This window comes from Cycloclasticus sp., from assembly GCA_040743155.1.
GTDB lineage: Bacteria > Pseudomonadota > Gammaproteobacteria > Methylococcales > Cycloclasticaceae > Cycloclasticus.
In genome coordinates this window covers 1,645,666-1,664,638 of sequence record JBFLJU010000001.1, presented here as the reverse complement: position 1 = coordinate 1,664,638, position 18,973 = coordinate 1,645,666, and the positions used below count along the sequence as shown (strand labels likewise).

The window sequence follows — 18,973 nt, the reverse complement described above, 5'->3', positions numbered from 1 at the left end:
CTGAGGAAATTTTGATGCAAAAAACAAACGTTGTCAACATTGATGAGTTACAAACAACATCCACAACAGCGCCATTAAAGAATGTTGCTCTATGCAACAGACTATTAGAAATGGCCATCAACAGACCCACCCACTTACCGGGCATGGTCTGTTTTTACGGGCCACCAGGTTGGGGTAAATCATTCGCTGCTGCGTACACGGCTAATAAGCACAGTGCGTATTACATTGAGTGCAAATCCACTTGGACACGTAAAGCCATATTGATCGCAATTCTAAAAGAAATGGGCATTGTGCCAGCAACGGCCATTTATGAAATGACAGATCAAGTCAGCGAGCAGCTGGCTGTATCGGGCAGACCATTAATAGTCGATGAAATGGATCATATCGTTAACAAAAAAGCCGTTGAAATTGTTCGCGATATATACGAAGGATCTAACGCCGCTATTTTAATGATCGGCGAAGAAAGCATTGAAACCAAACTACGCAAATGGGAACGCTTTCACTCTCGCATGCTCGCATGGCAACCAGCCCAACCAGCGGATCTAGCAGACGCCATGCATTTGGCGCGGCTGTATTGCAAGGACGTAACAATAGCAGACGACTTAATGAAGCTGATACAACAACAAAGCGGCGGTGTGGTGAGACGTATATGCGTCAATCTTAATCTAGTAGAACAAACAGCCATCAACATGGGTGTGGATAGCATCACCAAAAAAGACTGGGCAAATAGAGACATGTACACCGGATCGGCTCCAACAAGGAGGGTCTGCTAATGCCTAGTAAACCCGTACACCTAACTGCAGCTGGTGATAAAAATGACCGCCAAGCAGTCTGGGAAGTGATAAGAGCACTCGGAAAAAATGGTGCTAAATTCACCCTAAAAGACATCGGTAAGAAAATGCAGTGGGCAGCACAGGACAACCGCCTGTTCACTTACTTACGCTGTCTAGAAAAAGGGGACTATCTTGAGGTTGTTAAAAAGCCTTATCAAGAGAATATTTACACACTCTTAATTGATAAAGGCGTTGATGCGCCAAGGCTAAAATACGATGGCACAAAAGTCACGCAGGGCACAGGCCGCGAGCAAATGTGGCGAACAATGCGAATATTAAAAACGTTCAGCGCCAAAGACCTTAGCGTATCGGCTAGCAGCGAAGCGCATTCAGTCAAACTGGCTGAGGCAAAAGACTATTGCCACCACCTAAGAAAGGCAGGTTATTTGAAAGGTGGCCCAAAAGAAGGCTACGTATTTTTAGCATCACGTTATACAGGGCCAAGGCCACCCCAAATACAGCGCACAAAATCAGTGTTTGATCCTAACTTAGGCAAAGTCGTCTGGCCGGAGGTTGATCATGAATAGTAAAAACTGGCTAGAAGTGTTGGCGGACGCTTGCGCGGAAACATCACAATCACGTGTGTCCATGCGCCTAAAACAACCGGACGGCTTCCCATCCCCAACCGTCATTAATCAGGTGTTAAAGGACAAATATCCGGGCCGTAAAGACCGCTTAAAAGCCCTCGTCGAAGGCGTTTATATGAACAGAACGGTTATCTGCCCCGTATCCGATGAAATTAGTAGCGACGTGTGCGAAGAAAATCAATCACGCCCATTTATCAACACCAACCCGATCCGCGTGCGGCTATTCAAAGCCTGCCGTGGAGGCTGTCCGCATTCAAGACTGGAGAAAGACCATGCATAAAGCACATGAGCACTTATTTAAAAACCTAACCGCAGCACGCAAATGTGTCAGAGCGCTCGATGAGATGGATATCGTCATAACGTCGCTCGATTTGTCGGGCAGCAAGCCGCGAGTTGTAGTCGTTAACGACGCAAAGTGTCGGCAGCTAAAAGCTGTTGGTAGAACATTTAAAAACAGCCATTTTAACCATGAGCGCTGCATGACAACCGTGCTCGAAGGTTGCCAAGTTGACTACACCGTTCGCGGCCACTAATTAAAACCAAAGGAAAAAAACAATGATACCCACAGAACCTCAATACAAAACAAACGCCCTAGGCCACCTAGTCCCGCTGCACATGGTTAAAGAAATAGACCAAGATCGCGACCAACTCATCAGCGAACTATTTGATCAAGCCAGCGTACTGCAAAAACAAATGCAAACCTTCAAAACCCACTCAATGGGCGACGTAACCGCCTTCGTAGAACTTGTCGCTGAAAAATACCAAGCCAAACTAGGCGGCAAAAAAGGCAACATCAGCCTACTTAGTTTTAATGGTTGTCAGAAAATACAAATATCCATCCAAGAACACCTCCATTTTGACGAACGCATACTCGCCGCCAAAGAAGTTATCTACGCCTGCGTAGCAAAATGGACAAAAGACTCAAACGACAACGTAAAAGCCCTAATAGACCTCGCCTTCAAAGCCGACAAAGACGGCAGGCTTGCCACGGGGAAAATCCTCAGCCTCCTTAGGCTAGAAATAAACGACCCCGACTGGGAAAACGCCATGGAAGCCCTAAAAGACTCCATCCAAATAATCGGCAGCACCTCCTACATACGTTTTTACCAGCGGCCAAATGCCGACGCAAAATTTCAACAAATAGGCCTAGACCTAGCCGCCATGTAACAAACAAACGTTAGCACACTGAGCGCCAAGGAAACCGTGGCGATAAACGGAACCAGCAGAGGCAGCTCTCCGGTTGTTGATCTGCCGCCTAGCCCGCGTCACGGGCAACTTACTCAATAGCGAGAGATAAACATGAACGCAGCAATACTTGGCAAAAGCGCACGACTACAAAAAGTATATAACTTATTAGCCGATGGTCGAGAGTACTCAACCCGCGAAATCATCGCCCATGCGGATGTTTGTGCGGTTAACTCAATCATCTGTGAGCTAAGAAGCAATGGATGCGAGATAACCTGTCGCCGCGATTGTGATGCGTGGTATTACAAAATGGAGCCAGCAAAATGAGCCAGCCAAGCAAAGAACAGTGGGTAGAAATAACCGAACAAATGGATTCGCTTTATTCATCAGTTTTCTTGCGTTGTGATGGGTATCTATTGGTTACCAGCATGGGGCGTAACAAAAATAAGCTGGAGATTAATATCTACATCAACGGCGTTATGAAAGGTGAATGGATCGGCTGTTATAGAACAGACAATGAGTTTAGCGATATTCAGCGGAAATTTTGCAAAGTATCAAAAATGGCTATTTGGAGCAAAAAAGAGCTCGCATCTCTAGAGAAGATATGGGGTAAGCGCGAAGCGAAAAAGCGAGGTTATTACAATAAGAATCTCTTTGTCTCGCCATCTTGGGGTTCTGCAAAACGCCTAGTCAGTCACCTCAAAAAACACAATCAAAACATCGAAGTCCTAACGCCTGAAGAATATGAAAAGGCCATCGAAGCACTTCCCAAAGAGGACGCAGCGTGAACAGGGCCACCCTAATAAAACTCGTTCACGCAGGTGCGCGCCATGCCTTTAATGATGAAGATGCACGTAAAAACTGGCAAGAAAGCAGGACGGGGCACCGTAGCTGTAAAGACATGACAGATGCACAGCTAGAAAACCTAGTGGCAGAACTGAGGCGTAAAAAAGCCCTTAAGCCCTTGCAGAGAAAAGCCCAGACAGCAAAAAAAACACCGGCTGACAAAATCCGAGCGTTATGGATCGACATGCATACCAGCGGCTTACTGCACGATGGGTCAGAAAAAGCACTGGGGAAATACCTATACCGCATGACCGGTCGCTATAAAGCCGAATGGATCCCCTTACCTGATGCCATGCGAGTAATTGAAAGCCTGAAGAAATGGCGTATTAGATTAGAAGATAAATAGGAGATGATCACCATGCGTACCCCGACAGTTATTTACGAAGCATTACCCAATATCTACCTCTTTCTGGCCGTACTAACCGCCTATAAATTGCCCAGCGCCTTGGTCTCCGTTGTTATGTTTTTAGCCGCAGCTTACCTGGTTAAAAAATGGCGAACAAATAACCGTAACAAACGAACAGTCAAACGGCGAGTCAGATGATTCAAGTCGCGATCCTTATTAGTGGGCTAGCCGCCATCTGGTTAGCAACGCATAAATGCCCTAAGCATCAGCGTTACGCCTGTTTGTTTGGCTTGGCTGGGCAACCCTTTTGGATCGTTAGCGCATATACCACCGAGCAATGGGGAATCTTAGTGCTCGCTATTATGCACGTGATTGTATGGGCGTCATCGTTCCATCGGCATTGGTTGAAAATATAACGCCTGTTAATAAGCTGCTGCGCTCTTTGCAGTCGGTTTGATAAACCTTGTTATACGATTAATTTTAAGGAGTTTTTATGGAATATATGGAGAGAAGAATGCAGGATATTTATGATGGTTTTGATGCAAAGGTTTCTCAATTAGACCCGTTCATTAATGATTTGTTAGTTGCTTGTAAAAAGCACGGTATTGATAACGATGATCTCAATTTTGTTACGGAGCTATTTAATAAGGGCTACATGCCTAAATTAAATGGGGACGTATAACGCCCACATATAAGCGGTGGCGTCTTTTGCCATCCGCTTGATTAGCTTGTTAGGCATTTTAAAGGATAAGAAAAATGAAAATTGAAAGTACACAGATAACAAAATTAACACTAAGTGACCTTGATAATTTAGACCCCGTTTCTGTTATTGCGGAAGACATTGCAAATGGTAGGGGGAAAATAAGTTTCGAATGTTACGGCAAAGCATTTAGCGCATATTGGGGAGGAATGGGCGACAACACGATTGCTGAGTTTTTTTGCTCTTGTGACGAACACTATATTGCCAGCAACGTAAGCGGTATGGATTCAGAGGTTTATGACATTGACGCTATTCGAAAGGCGGCAGAAGAAAAAGGCATTGAATGCCACCGAGATGACCCTTGGAATGATTACGAGTTTATGGATGCCATGTATGGCGGCGACATGAGTGACTGGCACTACAACCTACCTAGAATGCCGAACCACGAATACGAATATTTATGCCGAATCATAAAAGCAGTGCAGGTAGGACTTACGGAGCAAGCGGCCTGCAAGGCTGCCTAACAGCGTATTAAGCGGCATTAAATTCCCCTTAATACGATATTAAAGCCCCAAAGCGGGAATAACCCAGTATAAAAAACATAAAGGCCGCAACAAAAAAATGAGCAAAAAAAGATTCATCCAAAGCGCATCAGCCATACTACTTTTTCAAACAGGTGAAAAACCTTGTGTTGATAAAGCCGTTAGATATGCCGAAAAGCTATGGGAAAAGCTCACCGAAAAAGGCTATGGCGCGTCAACAAAAGAGCACCGGCCGCGCAGCAGCAGAGACTACTACAAACTGTTAAGCGAGCATCAGCGCAAAGCCTTTAACTTGTTCTGGAACGCCTTTGGCCATAAGCATGGGCGTGATGGAGCCGCTATGCGCTTTGGGCAATTGGGCGAACTAACATCAGCCGAGTATAAAATTATTATAGAGGCAGCAAAAAAAGAATCACTTAGGCAATTGCCGTACGGGCAAAGCCGAATCATGGCTCAAGGCTGGCTAGAAGAAAAACGCTATAACGACTACACCCCAGCACAAAAATCAAAAGCCTCAAGTCAGGTCGGAAAAAGTAATCTGCGCAATGAGATGGCCAGTTTGAACCAGCTGCAATCAGCAGCGCCTTCGCCAACTATGGCTAAACGAATTAAAGAAATTGAGCGAAAGCTTAAGGCATAGTGATGGAGTTGCCTGATTACCTTTCACAAAACTCACGATATATTGCCGAAGAAATAGGCTTAGACGGCCTGATGAGGCTAGTAAAGCGCTATGGTGGATTAGTGATAAGAGTTTCAGAAAAAAGCGACTTAAAAGAAACGCTCACCGAGGGTCAATACAAACATTTCTTGCATATTTTTCGTAATGAAAAGCTATTTATTCCACGTCTACAGGCAAAGAAAAATCAACTAACAAAAGCAGAAACGCAACGTCTAGCGCAGCAAGGCATGACCAGAGCAGCTATTGCAAGAAAGCTCTGCGTGACTGAGCGTACCGTTTATAATCGCTTGTCGTCTGATGCGGATGAAAACGACAAGCATCAAGGTGATATTTTCAAATAAACGTCAAAATGACAAGGAGCAAAAAATGATGTGGTTTTATGTTTTTTTAGCATTATGGGCAGTCGCGGCAATAGCCTTTCGCATGAATAAGCAAAGCGTGGTTATCACCATTGGCGGTGGTTTTTTAGTGGGGTTATTGCTTTTTATGGTGGGTTACTTCATTAATAGTTTGATAACACCGGATGAAATTAAAAGTAAGGCAATAAAGCCCCAAGGTAACGCTGAGGCCATCCAACATATACGCAACAATTGGGGCAAGTTAACTAACTATTGCCCGGGTATAAACAAATATCAAAAAGACCTCACCTTTAAGCGTGTTGAGTTTACCGGTCTTGACCAGTGGGCAACGGCTGTATTGCGTGTAAATGACAATCCAGACAGAGAGTTAAGGCGTTATAGAGCCGCAGGCCATAACTGCTTTTTTGCTATTTCACCCGATGGGCGTGAACTGACTATTTCGAAAAGTATGTGTGTTGCCTTATGCCTAGATAAAGAGGTGCCTTATTCAAGCGGTGCTGACTATGTTACAAAGTTTTAATGAAAAAATTAATATGCAAACTAGTCGGTTATTGGCAATAACAAAATTGCCCATAGTTGCACTCGAACTCGTGACGTGCTTAACTAAAAAAAGGTAAGTAAACACACACACCCTGAACTCTTTCAGGGTGTTTTCACATGCTCATTTTGCCATCATGATTCCATGAGCAAATTTAGAGCAATTACCCGCATTCAATCCATTGTTATTCACTGTTCGGCTACGCCTAATGGTCGCCGAACAACCGTTGAAGATATTGACGACTGGCATAAAAATCGGAATTTTAAGCGTAACCCAGAGCTAGCAGGCAATCATATGCCGCACTTGGGCAGCATTGGCTATCACCATGTCATTTACGCTAATGGCGCAACGGGCAATGGCCGTCGTTATTGTGAAACAGGCGCGCATACGCTTGATGTCAGCTACCCAAAAGGCGATGGTCGCCGCTACCAATACAACAATAATTCGATCGGTATTTGCATGGTGGGCACAGACCTATTTAGTTTTGAGCAATGGGAAACGTTGCGCGTGTTGATTAAAGCGTTAAAAGATGAATTCCCGAGCATTACCAAAGTGATTGGCCATCGGTCAATTAACCCAAATAAAACCTGCCCAGGGTTTAACGTTAAAACATGGTTGAGTGGCGGCATGCTCGCCCCAGCAATGCATATTTTGGAGTCGCCATGAGGTTGGCATTTTATAAGGGTAAAAGCCTTTCTTCACGATTAATACGTCGGAAAACACGAGGCAAATATTCACATGTTGGCATTATTTTTAGCGATGGGCGAATTTTGGAAGCATGGTTTTCAACAAATTCTGTGCGTTGGATCGACAACTTGTCCGATGGGCACACCGAAGGAACAGAGGTCGATATATTCGAAATTAATGGGCAAGTTGATGAAGCGGCGGGGCTTAAGTTTGCTTTAAAGCAAGTCGGTATGCCATATGGCCATATGAAAATCATTCGGTTTATGACCTACACCAATCGCGGCAACCCTTTTAACTGGATATGCTCTGAAATTGCTCTCGCGCTGGTTCGAACGGCAGGCGTTAGCTTGTTGGCGCGGGTAGAAGCATACAAAGTGTCGCCGTCCATGCTGTCTTGGTCTCCCTATTTAATCTTTAGCGAGACGATTACAACGACCAAAGCAGGTAAAAAAATTGGATGACATAGATCGCGCTAATGCGCTTGCTGAAACACGCAGAAAGGCAGCGATCAGCAATATTGTTAACCGACCCCAATTAGCTCAGCAATGTGTTGATGGTGAAGTTGTATGCCTTGATTGCTGTGAAGAGATCCCCTTGGATCGACTAGAAAAAACACCAACGGCGGCGCTGTGTGTGCCATGTAAAGAAAAAAGGGAATTGAAAGGTAAACAGTATGGACGTTGAAAAAATAGGTTTGGCCATTAAGGTTTTAGAGTTTGCGCTGGTTGTTTCCGGTTGTATTTATGCATGGTGGAACTCAAAAACCCGTGCAACTAAGCAAGGGTTTGATGAGGTTAATGGGCGTGTAAATGGCCATGAAAACCGCCTTAATTTAATTAAGCAACGACTTGATAGCTCACCGAGCCATAAAGAAATAGGTGAAGTGCATCAGCGTGTAGATCAAATAGGTCAAGCAGTCACCGGCATTCAGGGGGAAATGAAGCAAATGAACAATACATTGCAACTTATTCAGCAATCATTACTGGAAGCTAAACGATGAGCTACGCGAAAATAGTATCAGAAGATATTCGACGAAGGGTTCTCGAAATCCTTGAGTCTGACCCCGATTTTTCACACAACGAAGGGATTATCCAGCAAGCCTTGGGCTTTGTTGGCCACAACATTAGTAGTGATAAATTACGCACAGAACTGGCGTGGCTTAACGAGCAAGGGTTAATCAGCACGCAAGATGTGTCTGGCGTGGTGATTGCGAAGCTTACCACGCGTGGTGAAGATATAGCGCTGAATCGTGGCAGTGCGCCCGGCGTTGCAAGGTCTAGGCCGCAGGGTTAAGTTGTGTCTTTAGAAACACTATCTCCCGATGCATTACTTGCTAACGTAGGCTTTTCAAGCTGCACACTTGGCGATTTAACCAGTGATCCCGATGCGGGGGATGCCAGTTGGTGTATTGCCAGCGATAACAATACGAATACAGAAGTTCGTGTTTCATTCCCCACCCCGTCCGGCGCACCTAATATTGGGGCAGCGTTACAAAATGCCAAAGCCGAAGTACGTCGAACCACCGGATCAGGTACAACTGACCCTACCGCACATCTTGAATTATGGGAAAACGGTGTGTTGGTTCGTGCTGGGTCTGATGTTGCTATTTCATCAGATGTGGCGCAGATTTTACAATTTGATTTTGATGCCAGTGAGCTCGCTAATGCAGACGGTTCTTTAGTTGAACTTCGAGTTGTTGCCACTAAATCAGGTGGTTCACCCGCAAAACGCTCTGCCGTTGATGTTGGCGGTATCGAATGGAACGCCGATGTTGCAGCAGCGGCGATAAATTTAACCGCAGCGGATAGCGATTCAACCCCCTCTATTGATAGTGGCGCCATTACTCAAACTCACGGATTAACCGGTTCAGATGCCACCGAAACAGGCACAACCGATAACGGTACCATCAGTCAAACTCACGGATTAAGCGGAACCGATGCCGATCAAACAGGCGAGGCAACCACAGGCGTGGCCAGCCAAACGCACGGATTAACAGGAACCGATGCAGATGCCACACCAGCGGCCGATACGGGCGCGGTTAGCCAAACAATTTCACACAACCTGGTAGCGCAAGATGCAACATCAACCCCAACGATTGATACCGCTGGCATTGCTCAGTCTCATGCTTTATCCGGCAGTGATTCAAGCGCAACCGGCGATAATGAAGCTGCAAACATCTCACAAGCACAGCAACTATCAGGAGTGGATGCTGACAGTTCAACCAGTGCCGATACCTCGGCCATTACGCAACAACATGATGTTCTTGCTCAGGGCGCAGACGCAACACCCTTGGCGGACACTGGCCAAATCAGTCAAGGGCACGGTTTATCTGGAGCCGATGCGAGCGAAACCGGCGCTCTCGACAACGGCAATATCTCCCAAACTCATACGCTATCTGGTAGCGATGCCGAGGCCACCGCCAGTGCTGACACCGGAATAATTATCTCGTCAGGTGCGCATGAATTAACGGCAGCTGACTTAATAGCGACCCCGTCTATTGATGGGGCCGCTATTACTCAAACTCATACATTGACTGGAGCTGATGCCGAACAAACTGGCGAAGCAGCAGCAGGCCAAACTAGCCAAACACACCAACTTTCAGCAACCGATGCGCAAGCAACAGCCAGTGCCGGTAGCGCTAATCTAGCAGACATTGGCATTGGCAAAATAACAAACCCCAGCATCGTCAATATCAGCAGCTTTAAAGCGACCAAAGCCTTAAAGCAGCTTAAAGCCGTACAAAACATAGCCTCTCAACGAACCATTAAAGCAGCTTAAAACAGGAGTTAAATCATGCCTAAGTACTTCCATCCAGACGTTTTAGATAGCGGACTGAACAACATTAAAACCAATGCAGATAATCTGCATTTAATTAAAAACTACGCGGCTGCAGATAGCTATGCAACCGTTATTGGTAATAGCGTTGCTAGTGCCGCCACTGTTTCTGGTGATTACGTTCTTGGCAACCAAGGTGTTAATGGTCGCCAATTAGCAACACCGGCTAAAGCGCCAAGTGCTTCCGCTTCATCAATAGGTGGCGATGATTTGCATATTGCCTATGTGGATAGCGTCGGTTTAAAAGTATTAGCGGTAACCGATGAGACATCGGATCAGGTGATCACATCGGGTAACGCGGTAAACATCCCGACATTAAATCTTAAAATGAATCAGCCCGTTTAATTGATCAATGCACTATATCTGGCTGGGGCGTGACAATGCGTTAGAACTGCAACTGCAAGATGCTGGCGCAGTCATTGATCACTCGGCTATCACGCGTGTGGAAGTTGATTTGGGCGGTGGAACCGTATTGGACAGTGATACGAATGCAGCGTGGTTTGACCTAACTAAAACCGACAGACTTGTTTTTAAGTTGGGTCAGTCAAGTGTTGCAGCGGGTCAGTATCGTGCCCGACTCATTATATATACCCCAGATTATCCAAATGGCCTGATCTGGGGCGATCAACCTGAAGACATGGTATTTAACTAATGGCCAGACAATCCTCAATAGACAAATTACCCCCCGAGTTTCGTGATGCGCTGAATGAATTGCTGCGAGACCCTCGTGTCACCCAGCTTGATGCCGCTCAACGCGTTAATGAAATGCTTGAGCAATCGGGTGAAGACGAGCGCGTTAGCAAAAGTGCGGTAAATCGTTATGCCATTCAAATGGATAAGGTGGGCGCAAAGCTGCGCCAAAGCCGCCAAGTGGCTGAAATGTGGATCGGAAAGCTCGGTAGCGAGCCGTCCGGTCAGGTCGGACACCTGTTGAACGAGGTGGTTAGGAACCTTGCTTTTGATACTGCTATTGCGCTATCAGAAGGTGATGAGCCGGTAGAGCCGAAGCTGATTAAAGAGCTGTCTATTGCCATTGAACGGCTAGAAAAAGCCAGCTCAGAGAATGAGAAACGTGCAGCTGAAATACGCCGTAAAACGGCAGAGGAAGCGGCTGATAAAGCAAGTGAAAAAATGTCCGAGCAAGGCATGAGTGCCGAATCAATTGCAACGATTAAGCGTGACATTCTGGGTATCGCTTAACGTGGGTATTTCAGACAGCATTTTATTGCCGTATCAAAAGGCATGGGTCGCAGATGATTCCGAGCTAAAGATTGCTGAAAAATCACGGCGTACAGGTTTAACCTGGGCTGAAGCGGCCGATGCTGTTTTATGTGCGAGTGCAAACAAATCTGCCGGAGGATGTAATCATTTCTACGTTGGCTCTAATAAAGAGATGGCGATTGAATTTATCGATGCCTGTGCAATGTGGGCTAAAGCATTTAATAAAGCAGCCAGCGAAATAGAAGAGGGGATTTTTGAAGATGAAGATAAAGACATTCTCACCTTTACCATTCGTTTTACCTCAGGTTTTAAAATACAGGCGCTTAGTTCAAGGCCATCAAACTTGCGGGGCCGTCAAGGTAACGTAACCATTGACGAAGCGGCATTTCATGAGCACCTAGATGAAGTATTAAAAGCCGCGTTAGCATTAACCATGTGGGGCAGCAAAGTTCGTCTTATCTCTACGCACAACGGCTACGACAACACATTCAATGAAATAATACAGGACAGTCGGGCGGGTAAAAAACGTTACTCCGTGCATCGAATCACACTGGATGATGCGTGTGAGCAAGGCCTGTACAAACGTATTTGTAAAGTGCGCGGCGTCGAGTGGTCTCAGTCATTAGAAGATCAATGGATTAAAAATCTACTCAGTGACACGGCATCAACCGAAGATGCGTTAGAGGAATATGGTTGTGTCCCAAAACAAGGCGGCGGTGCTTACTTGTCCAGGGCATTAATTGAATCCCGTATGTATGGCGCGCCCGTTATCCGCTACAGCGCCACAGATGACTTTAACAATTGGCCAGAGCATTTACGTGAAGCTGAAATACGTGACTGGTGTGAGCAAAACTTACTGCCTTTATTATCGAAACTAGATAAAGAATGCACCAGTGCCTATGGTGAGGATTTCGGTAGAACAGGCGATTTAACGGTTCTAGCACCTATGCTGACAGACAAGCAACTTAGGCGAACAGTTCCGTTCTTCATTGAGCTGCGTAATATGCCATTTAAGCAACAAGAGCAGATCCTTTTTTACCTTGTAGATAGGTTGCCTCGTTTACGGGGTGGTGCTTTAGATGCACGTGGTAACGGTCAGTATTTAGCGGAGCAAGCACGTCATCGATATGGCTCATCATACGGTGAAGAAATAATGTTAAGCCAGTCCTGGTACTTGGAAAACATGCCGCGCATGAAAGCAGGTTTTGAAGATGATTTGATTCGATTGCCTCGCGACCAAGATGTTCTGAACGACTTGCGAGCCATTCAGGTTATTAAAGGCATTCCAAAAATTCCGGATGGCAAAACAGCCAGTAAATCTGGTCAACGACATGGTGATGCGGCCGTGGCTGTTTGTTTAGCCTGGTATGCCAGTTGTTCAGATGCAGCCCCCATTGAATTCACCCCAGCACCCGATAAAGCCAGCCGTTGGGATGTTAATCCAGACGATGACGACGATATCAGTTCAAACATAGGAGGAGCGTGGTGAAAACACGTGAGCAATTAAGAGATTATCTAGGGCGCTCAGTTAAGCGCCGTGAATTAGATGAAGACCAAACATCACGCATTCAGGGTTTAAACCGTGAATTTGCAGAGCATCCATCGCGTGGTCTAACACCTGGTCGATTAGCGTCTATTTTATCAAATGCTGAACAAGGCAATCTGATCGAGCAATGCGATTTGTTTGAAGATATGGAAGAAAAAGATTCTCATATCTTCACTGAGCTATCTAAACGTAAAAAGGCGTTAGTTGGGCTTGATTACCACATTAAAGCCCCACGAAATGCCAGTAAAGCAGAAGAAAAAGCAGTCGATCAGTTAGCAGAGTGGTTTGACGATATTGATGACTTTGAAGACTTATTATTGAACATGGCTGATGCAATAGGTAAAGGCTACTCAATGCACACAATCGAGTGGCAGCATGTCGGCTCGTTGCGCTTGCCGAAGTTTCACCATAAGCCACCTCGTTGGTTTACGGTGGATCCAGAAGAGCAAGACAAGCTGCTGTTGCGTACTAACGATGGCAAGAATGAGGAGCTAATCCCGTTCGGCTGGGTTAAACATGTTCACAAAGCAAAATCGGGCTATCTGGCCCGTGGTGGTTTGCACAGGGTTTTAGCGTGGCCCTTCTTGTTTAAGAATTACTCAGTGCGTGATTTGGCTGAGTTTTTAGAGATTTACGGCATACCGGCAAGGCTGGGAACCTACCCACGTGGCGCAACACCTAATGAAAAAATGACACTGTTACGCGCAGTGACAAGTATTGGCCACAATGCCGCTGGGATTATCCCAGAAGGCATGATGATGGAATTCAAAGAAGCCGCCAAAGGCTCCGGCGAAGCGTTTAAGATCATGATGGACTGGTGCGAAGAGTCGGTATCAAAAGCGGTGCTCGGTGGCACATTAACCACTACGGCGCAATCAACCGGCTTGGGGTCAGGTCTCGGTGATATCCATAACGAAGTACGTCATGACATCTTAACCAGCGATGCCCTGCAAGTTGCTAGCACGTTAACACGCGATGTGGTCTGGCCCATGTGCGCATTGAATTTGAACGGCATTGATCCACGTCGGGTGCCTAAGGTTGTTTTTGAAACCGAAGAAGCTGAAGATATTGTAATGATGTCGGAAGCGCTGCCAAAGCTAGTTGGAATTGGAATGCGGATTCAATCAAAGTGGGCGCATAAGAAAATGCAGATCCCCGAAGCTGAAGAAGGCGAGGAAGTTTTATCGGTGACGCCCGTTAACCTTGCCCCACCCGTGCCAACAAAATTAGCGGCGGCAAAAGCAACGGTAGGCAATGGTGAGGCATTGGATGAAATTGATCAATTTAACCAGCAGCTATTAAAAGAGGGCCAGCCGATTATCGATAACATGATCGATACCGTGAAGCGTTTGCTCGATGACTCCATTGAACAAGGCCACGATATGCAACAGTTTCAAAACAGGCTGCTAAGCGTTTATGGCGATATGGATTCAGACGAATTAGCCAGCGTGATGCAACTCGGTTTAGCAGCGGCAGATTTGGCGGGTCGGTTTGATGTTAATCAGCAAAATTAAAAAGCGCGTGAGCGCGCGTTTAAGCGACGATAATAAAAAACTGCTATCAACGTACGTGTTTTTTAAGAACGCAAAATTTAAACGGGAGTTAAATGGGTCGTCGTCGATGTTTAAAAGCTGCTCACCCCTCAATTTGCAGGTTTCAGCCTAATGCCTGCAAAATACGGCTCATTAGCATTTCAAGAAGCGATTGATTTCTTTCGTGACAAAGTTCGTGTGCCAACGGCAGCGTGGACAGATATTTGGGAAGGCCAACATGCTCGGGCATTTACTATTGCCGGGGCGATGAAAGATGATATTTTACTGGATTTTCAAACCGCCCTGGATAAAAGCATTGCTGATGGTGGCAGCTTAAGAGATTTTCGTAAAGATTTTGATAGCATTGTCGATAAGCATGGCTGGGGCTATAACGGTGGCCGAGATTGGCGAACGCGAGTAATCTACGAAACAAATCTATATCAGGCGCATAACTCAGGTCGCTACACTCAAATGCAGAAAGTGAAGCGGTCGCGTCCTTATTGGCGTTACCGTCATAATGATGCGGTAGAGCATCCGAGGCCAGAGCACCTAGCGTGGGATGGTTTGATATTAAGTGCAGAGGACCCATTTTGGGATACGCATTTCCCAGCTAATGGGTGGGGGTGTAAGTGTTTCGTCCAGAGCCTAAACGAGCGTGACATTAACAAGTTGGGTAAAACCATCCCAGACAAAGCGCCCGCTATTAAATATGAAGAAAAAACAGTCGGTATTAGAGGTCCGTCACCCAGAAAAGTAAAAGTGCCCCAAGGTATTGACCCCGGCTTTGCCTATAATCCCGGCAAGGCTGCTTTTGGAGAAGCGCTGTCTGATGATGTAATGGCTGAGTGGAAAAAAACCAAGAATGCGTGGCAGCCGCTAAATACTGCTGGTTGGGCAGAAGCTGGGCGTCCAAAGCAGATACCCCTGAATGCTACTCCAGTGAAGCTGGCTGCAAGACTAAAAACAAAAGCAGAGGTGTTGGAGCTGCTGCAAAAACAGCAAGGCGATCAGAAATTGTATTCGCCAGGTGGTATTCCGGTCACCGTCAGGTCTAAACAACTCGCTAGTCATATTGATCCAAACCGCTCAGAGTATTTACCATTGATTGATGATCTATTAACAAATCCATATGAAGTCTGGCTGTCTTTCGAGAAGCACAAAGGCACGGGGAAAATCAACTTGCGCGCAAGATTTATCAAAGGTTATGAGTTTAAGAAAGGTAAGTTTGTATTGTTGGTAGCCAACGCGAGAAAGGGACAGCTAGAAGGTTTTACCTTTATACCAACATCAGATAATAAGTATATCCAGAACCAGCGTTTAGGAGAATTGGTGTATGGGGATGAATAATAGAATAGGGCCCTCGCTCCCAACGTACCAGGCGGGCGGGCTTTCAATGCTATGGGTGTACGCACCAGCATATCAGCCGAACCTTCATAGTAAAGCGTAATGGCTGGCGCATCAATAAGTATTAACGCAGAGTTTAACGATCAACAAGTGGTAGATGCGTTCAGGCGTTTGGTAGACAAGGCTGAAAACTTAGAACCTGTGTTTGCAGATATTGGTGAAGCACTATTAAATAGTCACCGTGATCGTTGGGACCGGCAAGAGTCGCCCGATGGCGAACCGTGGGCTAAGCTAGATCCGAAATATCAGGCACGTAAGAAAAAGAACGCGGGGAAAGTTCTTGTATTGGAAGGGTTAATGCGTGACACACTGGCTTACAACGTAAGCGCCTCAAGGCTAGAGCTGGGAACAAACTTTGTCCAGGGCGCAACACACCAATTCGGCGATAAAAGCCGTGGTATACCAGCGAGACCTTTTCTAGGTATAAGCGATGAAGATGAAGTTGAAATATTAGAAATATTGCGCGATCATTTTACCTTGTAAAAGTGATGGCTTGCCTTAGATGGTAATTGAAGTTAATCTAATTTAAGGCGTGAGCAAAAAACCCTGAAACTCTTCAGGGTTTTTTTGTGCCTTGCATACTGTAATTTACGCTCATGACTATACGCAAGAGCCCCTCACAGACAACCGCAATCGCAGTTTGCAGTTTTGCCATTAAACCAGGTAACGCTTTGCAGATTTTTCCTGCGTCTGATTTTCGTGGTTCTAGCGGTCGACCTCTTGGTTTAAAGTCGTGGAAAATTAATGGCGACATTGCACAAAAAATAATCACTCTCGTGGCTGCAAAAGCTAACGACCTACTGATTGATTACGAACACCAAACATTAGAAACCGAAAACAACGGCCAAGAAGCCCCCGCGTCTGGCTGGATAAAGCGCGCGTCGCTTGAATGGCGTGAAGGTGAAGGTTTATTTGCTAACGACTACAAGTGGACGGCAAAAGCTAAAGGCTATATCGATGGCGATGAATACCGCTATCTATCCCCCGTTTTCTCATACAACAAAAAAACTGGCGAAATTATCGACCTGCTGCATATCGGCTTAGTAAATACCGCTGATATCGATGGCATGGATCAAGTGGCCGCCGCTAAATTTTCCAACCAACCCAATAATCAGGAGATCCAAATGGATGAAGAGCTGAAGAAATTACTGGGGCTAAGCAAAGACGCGACACAGGAAGAAGTGATCGCAGCTTGTAAAGCTATCCAGGATAAAAACGAAGCGAACGAAACAGAAATTGTCGCATTAAAAGCAAAAGTGCAAGAAGGCAACACGGAAGTGGCTGCGTTAAAAGCAACATCAGGCATAGTCGACCCGGCTAAATTCACCCCCAATGAAGTGGTTGAAGAGCTGAAAACACAGGTAGCAGCACTCAAGCTATCGGTTGATAAAGGCGAAGTTGATGACCTAGTAACGGTTGCATTGAAAAACGGCCAACTCATTCCTGCGCAAGAAAAATGGGCGCGTGACCTTGCAAAGCAGCACGGCGTTGCCGCGCTAAAAAGTTATGTCGATTCAGCGCCAGAAATTGCCGCTTTAAAAGGCCAGCAAACCGATGGCCGCACGTTTGATAAAGATGGCAAAGCAACCTTGACGGCAGATGAAATTGCAATTTGTAAGCAGCTGAACATCTCGGAAGACGATTACGCAAACTCACTAGAGGATGAAAAATAATGACTGCTCTAAATAAAGATAGAAACACGGCCAAGCGTGCGGGAGCGGTTCATAACGACCCTGTAGCAGCCAGCGCCACCATTTTTGCCGGTTCCATTACGGTGCTAAATGCTACTGGATATGCCGCCCCTGGCACAACCGCGATAGGTTTAACAGCTCGCGGACTTTGTCAGAAACAAGTTGATAACAGCGCCGGTGCCGATGGTGATTTAGCCGTTGATACGCAGCCAGGCATTTATCAATTAGCGAATGACGGTTCAGTCACACGTACTGACATTGGCGGTACAGCGTACATCGTTGATGACCAAACGGTTGCTAATACAGACGGCACAAATACTCGTTCAGCAGCGGGAATAATCACAGACGTAGATGCCGATGGTGTCTGGGTTCAAATCGGTTAATCGGAGAAATTCATGAAAAAAATTAAATATGTTATTTGGTCGCTACTAGCTTGCATTGTAATAGCTGCATGCGCGGGGCCAGTTTTCGCATCACCAGAAATGGGGGTGGGTGCGGTTCCGCTTGAAATGGGTTCGGCCATTGGCATGCTCGGTATGCTGGTTAACAGTGCATCCATTAAGACCATTTTTACCGGCCTTAAAACGATCTTTAATCAGGCGTTAAAGGCTAAAACAGGTGAGTGGCAAAAAACCACCATGGAAGTGCCGTCAAGCGCCGCTGGGGAAGATTACGCTTGGTTGTCACGTTTCCCTCGCTTTCGCAAATGGGTGGGTGATAAGCAGATTAAAAATATTGCCGCTGGCAAGTACTACGTTAAAAACGAAGACTGGGAAGCAACGGTTGCAGTAGATCGTAATCATATTGAAGACGATCGATTGGGTATCTATAACATTCAGGCGCAATCAGCCGGTGATTCAGCTGCTGAGTTACACGATATTATTTCTGATGATTTAAAGAATAATGCGTTTGTAAACACTTGCCTCGATGGCCAGTACTTCTATGACACAGATCATGACGTTAACGGTGCATCAGTCAGCAATAAAATGACCAAAGCCTTATCGAATGCAACATTGGCATTAGCCGAGGCAAGCATTGGCGCGGCACGTGTGGCCATCGGTAAATTGACGGACGAAGAAGGTGCGCCTTTACGCATGAAAGCAGACTTGCTTGAAGTGCCCCCTGCGCTGGAAACGATAGCGAACATGTTGGCTAATTCAGACAAATTAGCGGATGACACGCCCAACCCATATAAGGGCACGTTCACCGTATTAGTAAACCCTGGTCTGGTAAGTGATACCGCTTGGTTCCTACACGTGACCACCAATGTGGTTAAGCCTTTCATTGTTCAAATGCGTAAGCGCCCTGTGTTTGTTAACCAAACGAGTATGGAAAACGACGATGTATTCAATAAGCGTGAATACAAGTTTGGGGCCGAAGCGCGAGCAACCGGTGCTTATGGCCTATGGCAGTTAAGTCACGGTTCCACGGGTACGACTTAA

Annotated in this window: 31 protein-coding genes; all 31 read left to right on the top strand. The window is 46.0% G+C overall.

Annotated features, from left to right (window positions below; translation table 11 throughout):
• Nucleotides 1-14: 14 nt before the first annotated feature.
• The 31 genes from AB1Y31_07965 to AB1Y31_07815 all read left to right on the top strand — a co-directional run bounded on the left by AB1Y31_07965 (nucleotide 15) and on the right by AB1Y31_07815 (nucleotide 18,973).
• A complete protein-coding gene (locus AB1Y31_07965) occupies nucleotides 15-773 on the top strand; it encodes an ATP-binding protein (GenBank protein ID MEW4983104.1) in 759 nt (252 codons plus the stop codon).
• On the top strand, nucleotides 773-1,360 hold the full coding sequence (locus AB1Y31_07960) for a hypothetical protein (protein ID MEW4983103.1): 588 nt from the start codon (nucleotides 773-775) through the stop codon (nucleotides 1,358-1,360). The genes AB1Y31_07965 and AB1Y31_07960 overlap by 1 nt, the downstream gene beginning before the upstream one ends.
• The gene (locus AB1Y31_07955; protein MEW4983102.1) at nucleotides 1,353-1,700 is read left to right on the top strand and encodes a hypothetical protein; all 348 of its coding nucleotides are present in this window, start codon (nucleotides 1,353-1,355) and stop codon (nucleotides 1,698-1,700) included. The genes AB1Y31_07960 and AB1Y31_07955 overlap by 8 nt, the downstream gene beginning before the upstream one ends.
• A complete protein-coding gene (locus tag AB1Y31_07950; GenBank protein ID MEW4983101.1) occupies nucleotides 1,693-1,953 on the top strand; it encodes a hypothetical protein in 261 nt (86 codons plus the stop codon). Before AB1Y31_07955 ends, AB1Y31_07950 begins: the two co-directional genes overlap by 8 nt.
• A 22-nt stretch (nucleotides 1,954-1,975) precedes the next feature.
• On the top strand, nucleotides 1,976-2,587 hold the full coding sequence (locus AB1Y31_07945) for a DUF3164 family protein (protein MEW4983100.1): 612 nt from the start codon (nucleotides 1,976-1,978) through the stop codon (nucleotides 2,585-2,587).
• A 132-nt stretch (nucleotides 2,588-2,719) separates the two neighbouring features.
• Nucleotides 2,720-2,932: a hypothetical protein gene (locus tag AB1Y31_07940; GenBank protein ID MEW4983099.1), complete on the top strand. Its 213-nt coding sequence runs from the start codon at nucleotides 2,720-2,722 to the stop codon at nucleotides 2,930-2,932.
• On the top strand, nucleotides 2,929-3,393 hold the full coding sequence (locus tag AB1Y31_07935) for a hypothetical protein (GenBank protein ID MEW4983098.1): 465 nt from the start codon (nucleotides 2,929-2,931) through the stop codon (nucleotides 3,391-3,393). Before AB1Y31_07940 ends, AB1Y31_07935 begins: the two co-directional genes overlap by 4 nt.
• On the top strand, nucleotides 3,390-3,797 hold the full coding sequence (locus AB1Y31_07930) for a regulatory protein GemA (protein MEW4983097.1): 408 nt from the start codon (nucleotides 3,390-3,392) through the stop codon (nucleotides 3,795-3,797). The genes AB1Y31_07935 and AB1Y31_07930 overlap by 4 nt, the downstream gene beginning before the upstream one ends.
• Nucleotides 3,798-3,809: 12 nt before the next feature.
• Complete coding sequence (locus AB1Y31_07925; GenBank protein ID MEW4983096.1) at nucleotides 3,810-3,995, top strand: hypothetical protein; 186 nt, start codon at nucleotides 3,810-3,812, stop codon at nucleotides 3,993-3,995.
• Nucleotides 3,992-4,213 (top strand): hypothetical protein, encoded by a 222-nt coding sequence (locus AB1Y31_07920; protein MEW4983095.1) that lies wholly within the window; start codon nucleotides 3,992-3,994, stop codon nucleotides 4,211-4,213. Before AB1Y31_07925 ends, AB1Y31_07920 begins: the two co-directional genes overlap by 4 nt.
• A gap of 77 nt (nucleotides 4,214-4,290) precedes the next feature.
• The gene (locus tag AB1Y31_07915; protein MEW4983094.1) at nucleotides 4,291-4,479 is read left to right on the top strand and encodes a hypothetical protein; all 189 of its coding nucleotides are present in this window, start codon (nucleotides 4,291-4,293) and stop codon (nucleotides 4,477-4,479) included.
• A gap of 74 nt (nucleotides 4,480-4,553) precedes the next feature.
• Entirely contained in the window at nucleotides 4,554-5,021 is a 468-nt protein-coding gene (locus AB1Y31_07910) for a hypothetical protein (GenBank protein MEW4983093.1), read from the top strand.
• 97 nt (nucleotides 5,022-5,118) lie between these two features.
• Nucleotides 5,119-5,679 (top strand): hypothetical protein, encoded by a 561-nt coding sequence (locus AB1Y31_07905; GenBank protein MEW4983092.1) that lies wholly within the window; start codon nucleotides 5,119-5,121, stop codon nucleotides 5,677-5,679.
• A gap of 2 nt (nucleotides 5,680-5,681) precedes the next feature.
• Entirely contained in the window at nucleotides 5,682-6,059 is a 378-nt protein-coding gene (locus AB1Y31_07900; protein MEW4983091.1) for a helix-turn-helix domain-containing protein, read from the top strand.
• Nucleotides 6,060-6,084: 25 nt separating this feature from the next.
• Nucleotides 6,085-6,597: a hypothetical protein gene (locus AB1Y31_07895; protein ID MEW4983090.1), complete on the top strand. Its 513-nt coding sequence runs from the start codon at nucleotides 6,085-6,087 to the stop codon at nucleotides 6,595-6,597.
• A gap of 162 nt (nucleotides 6,598-6,759) precedes the next feature.
• Entirely contained in the window at nucleotides 6,760-7,281 is a 522-nt protein-coding gene (locus tag AB1Y31_07890) for an N-acetylmuramoyl-L-alanine amidase (GenBank protein MEW4983089.1), read from the top strand.
• Complete coding sequence (locus tag AB1Y31_07885; protein ID MEW4983088.1) at nucleotides 7,278-7,763, top strand: hypothetical protein; 486 nt, start codon at nucleotides 7,278-7,280, stop codon at nucleotides 7,761-7,763. The genes AB1Y31_07890 and AB1Y31_07885 overlap by 4 nt, the downstream gene beginning before the upstream one ends.
• Complete coding sequence (locus tag AB1Y31_07880; protein MEW4983087.1) at nucleotides 7,756-7,986, top strand: TraR/DksA C4-type zinc finger protein; 231 nt, start codon at nucleotides 7,756-7,758, stop codon at nucleotides 7,984-7,986. The genes AB1Y31_07885 and AB1Y31_07880 overlap by 8 nt, the downstream gene beginning before the upstream one ends.
• A complete protein-coding gene (locus AB1Y31_07875) occupies nucleotides 7,976-8,302 on the top strand; it encodes a DUF2730 family protein (protein MEW4983086.1) in 327 nt (108 codons plus the stop codon). Before AB1Y31_07880 ends, AB1Y31_07875 begins: the two co-directional genes overlap by 11 nt.
• Nucleotides 8,299-8,595: a hypothetical protein gene (locus tag AB1Y31_07870; GenBank protein MEW4983085.1), complete on the top strand. Its 297-nt coding sequence runs from the start codon at nucleotides 8,299-8,301 to the stop codon at nucleotides 8,593-8,595. Before AB1Y31_07875 ends, AB1Y31_07870 begins: the two co-directional genes overlap by 4 nt.
• Nucleotides 8,596-8,598: 3 nt before the next feature.
• Nucleotides 8,599-10,080: a hypothetical protein gene (locus AB1Y31_07865; protein MEW4983084.1), complete on the top strand. Its 1,482-nt coding sequence runs from the start codon at nucleotides 8,599-8,601 to the stop codon at nucleotides 10,078-10,080.
• A gap of 15 nt (nucleotides 10,081-10,095) precedes the next feature.
• On the top strand, nucleotides 10,096-10,482 hold the full coding sequence (locus AB1Y31_07860; GenBank protein MEW4983083.1) for a hypothetical protein: 387 nt from the start codon (nucleotides 10,096-10,098) through the stop codon (nucleotides 10,480-10,482).
• 7 nt (nucleotides 10,483-10,489) lie between these two features.
• Nucleotides 10,490-10,789, top strand: coding sequence for a hypothetical protein (locus AB1Y31_07855; GenBank protein MEW4983082.1), 300 nt, complete (start codon nucleotides 10,490-10,492; stop codon nucleotides 10,787-10,789).
• Nucleotides 10,789-11,337: a DUF3486 family protein gene (locus tag AB1Y31_07850; protein MEW4983081.1), complete on the top strand. Its 549-nt coding sequence runs from the start codon at nucleotides 10,789-10,791 to the stop codon at nucleotides 11,335-11,337. The genes AB1Y31_07855 and AB1Y31_07850 overlap by 1 nt, the downstream gene beginning before the upstream one ends.
• Nucleotides 11,288-12,847 carry a hypothetical protein gene (locus tag AB1Y31_07845; protein MEW4983080.1) on the top strand — a complete coding sequence of 520 codons (1,560 nt, stop codon included), beginning with the start codon at nucleotides 11,288-11,290 and terminating at the stop codon, nucleotides 12,845-12,847. Before AB1Y31_07850 ends, AB1Y31_07845 begins: the two co-directional genes overlap by 50 nt.
• Complete coding sequence (locus AB1Y31_07840) at nucleotides 12,844-14,418, top strand: DUF935 domain-containing protein (GenBank protein ID MEW4983079.1); 1,575 nt, start codon at nucleotides 12,844-12,846, stop codon at nucleotides 14,416-14,418. The genes AB1Y31_07845 and AB1Y31_07840 overlap by 4 nt, the downstream gene beginning before the upstream one ends.
• A 150-nt stretch (nucleotides 14,419-14,568) precedes the next feature.
• A complete protein-coding gene (locus AB1Y31_07835) occupies nucleotides 14,569-15,783 on the top strand; it encodes a PBECR2 nuclease fold domain-containing protein (protein MEW4983078.1) in 1,215 nt (404 codons plus the stop codon).
• Nucleotides 15,784-15,882: 99 nt separating this feature from the next.
• Nucleotides 15,883-16,323, top strand: coding sequence for a phage virion morphogenesis protein (locus tag AB1Y31_07830; GenBank protein ID MEW4983077.1), 441 nt, complete (start codon nucleotides 15,883-15,885; stop codon nucleotides 16,321-16,323).
• 188 nt (nucleotides 16,324-16,511) lie between these two features.
• Nucleotides 16,512-17,513, top strand: a complete 1,002-nt coding sequence (locus AB1Y31_07825; GenBank protein MEW4983076.1) for a phage protease — start codon at nucleotides 16,512-16,514, stop codon at nucleotides 17,511-17,513.
• The gene (locus AB1Y31_07820; protein ID MEW4983075.1) at nucleotides 17,513-17,914 is read left to right on the top strand and encodes a hypothetical protein; all 402 of its coding nucleotides are present in this window, start codon (nucleotides 17,513-17,515) and stop codon (nucleotides 17,912-17,914) included. The genes AB1Y31_07825 and AB1Y31_07820 overlap by 1 nt, the downstream gene beginning before the upstream one ends.
• Before the next feature lie 12 nt (nucleotides 17,915-17,926).
• Nucleotides 17,927-18,973, top strand: a complete 1,047-nt coding sequence (locus AB1Y31_07815; protein ID MEW4983074.1) for a Mu-like prophage major head subunit gpT family protein — start codon at nucleotides 17,927-17,929, stop codon at nucleotides 18,971-18,973.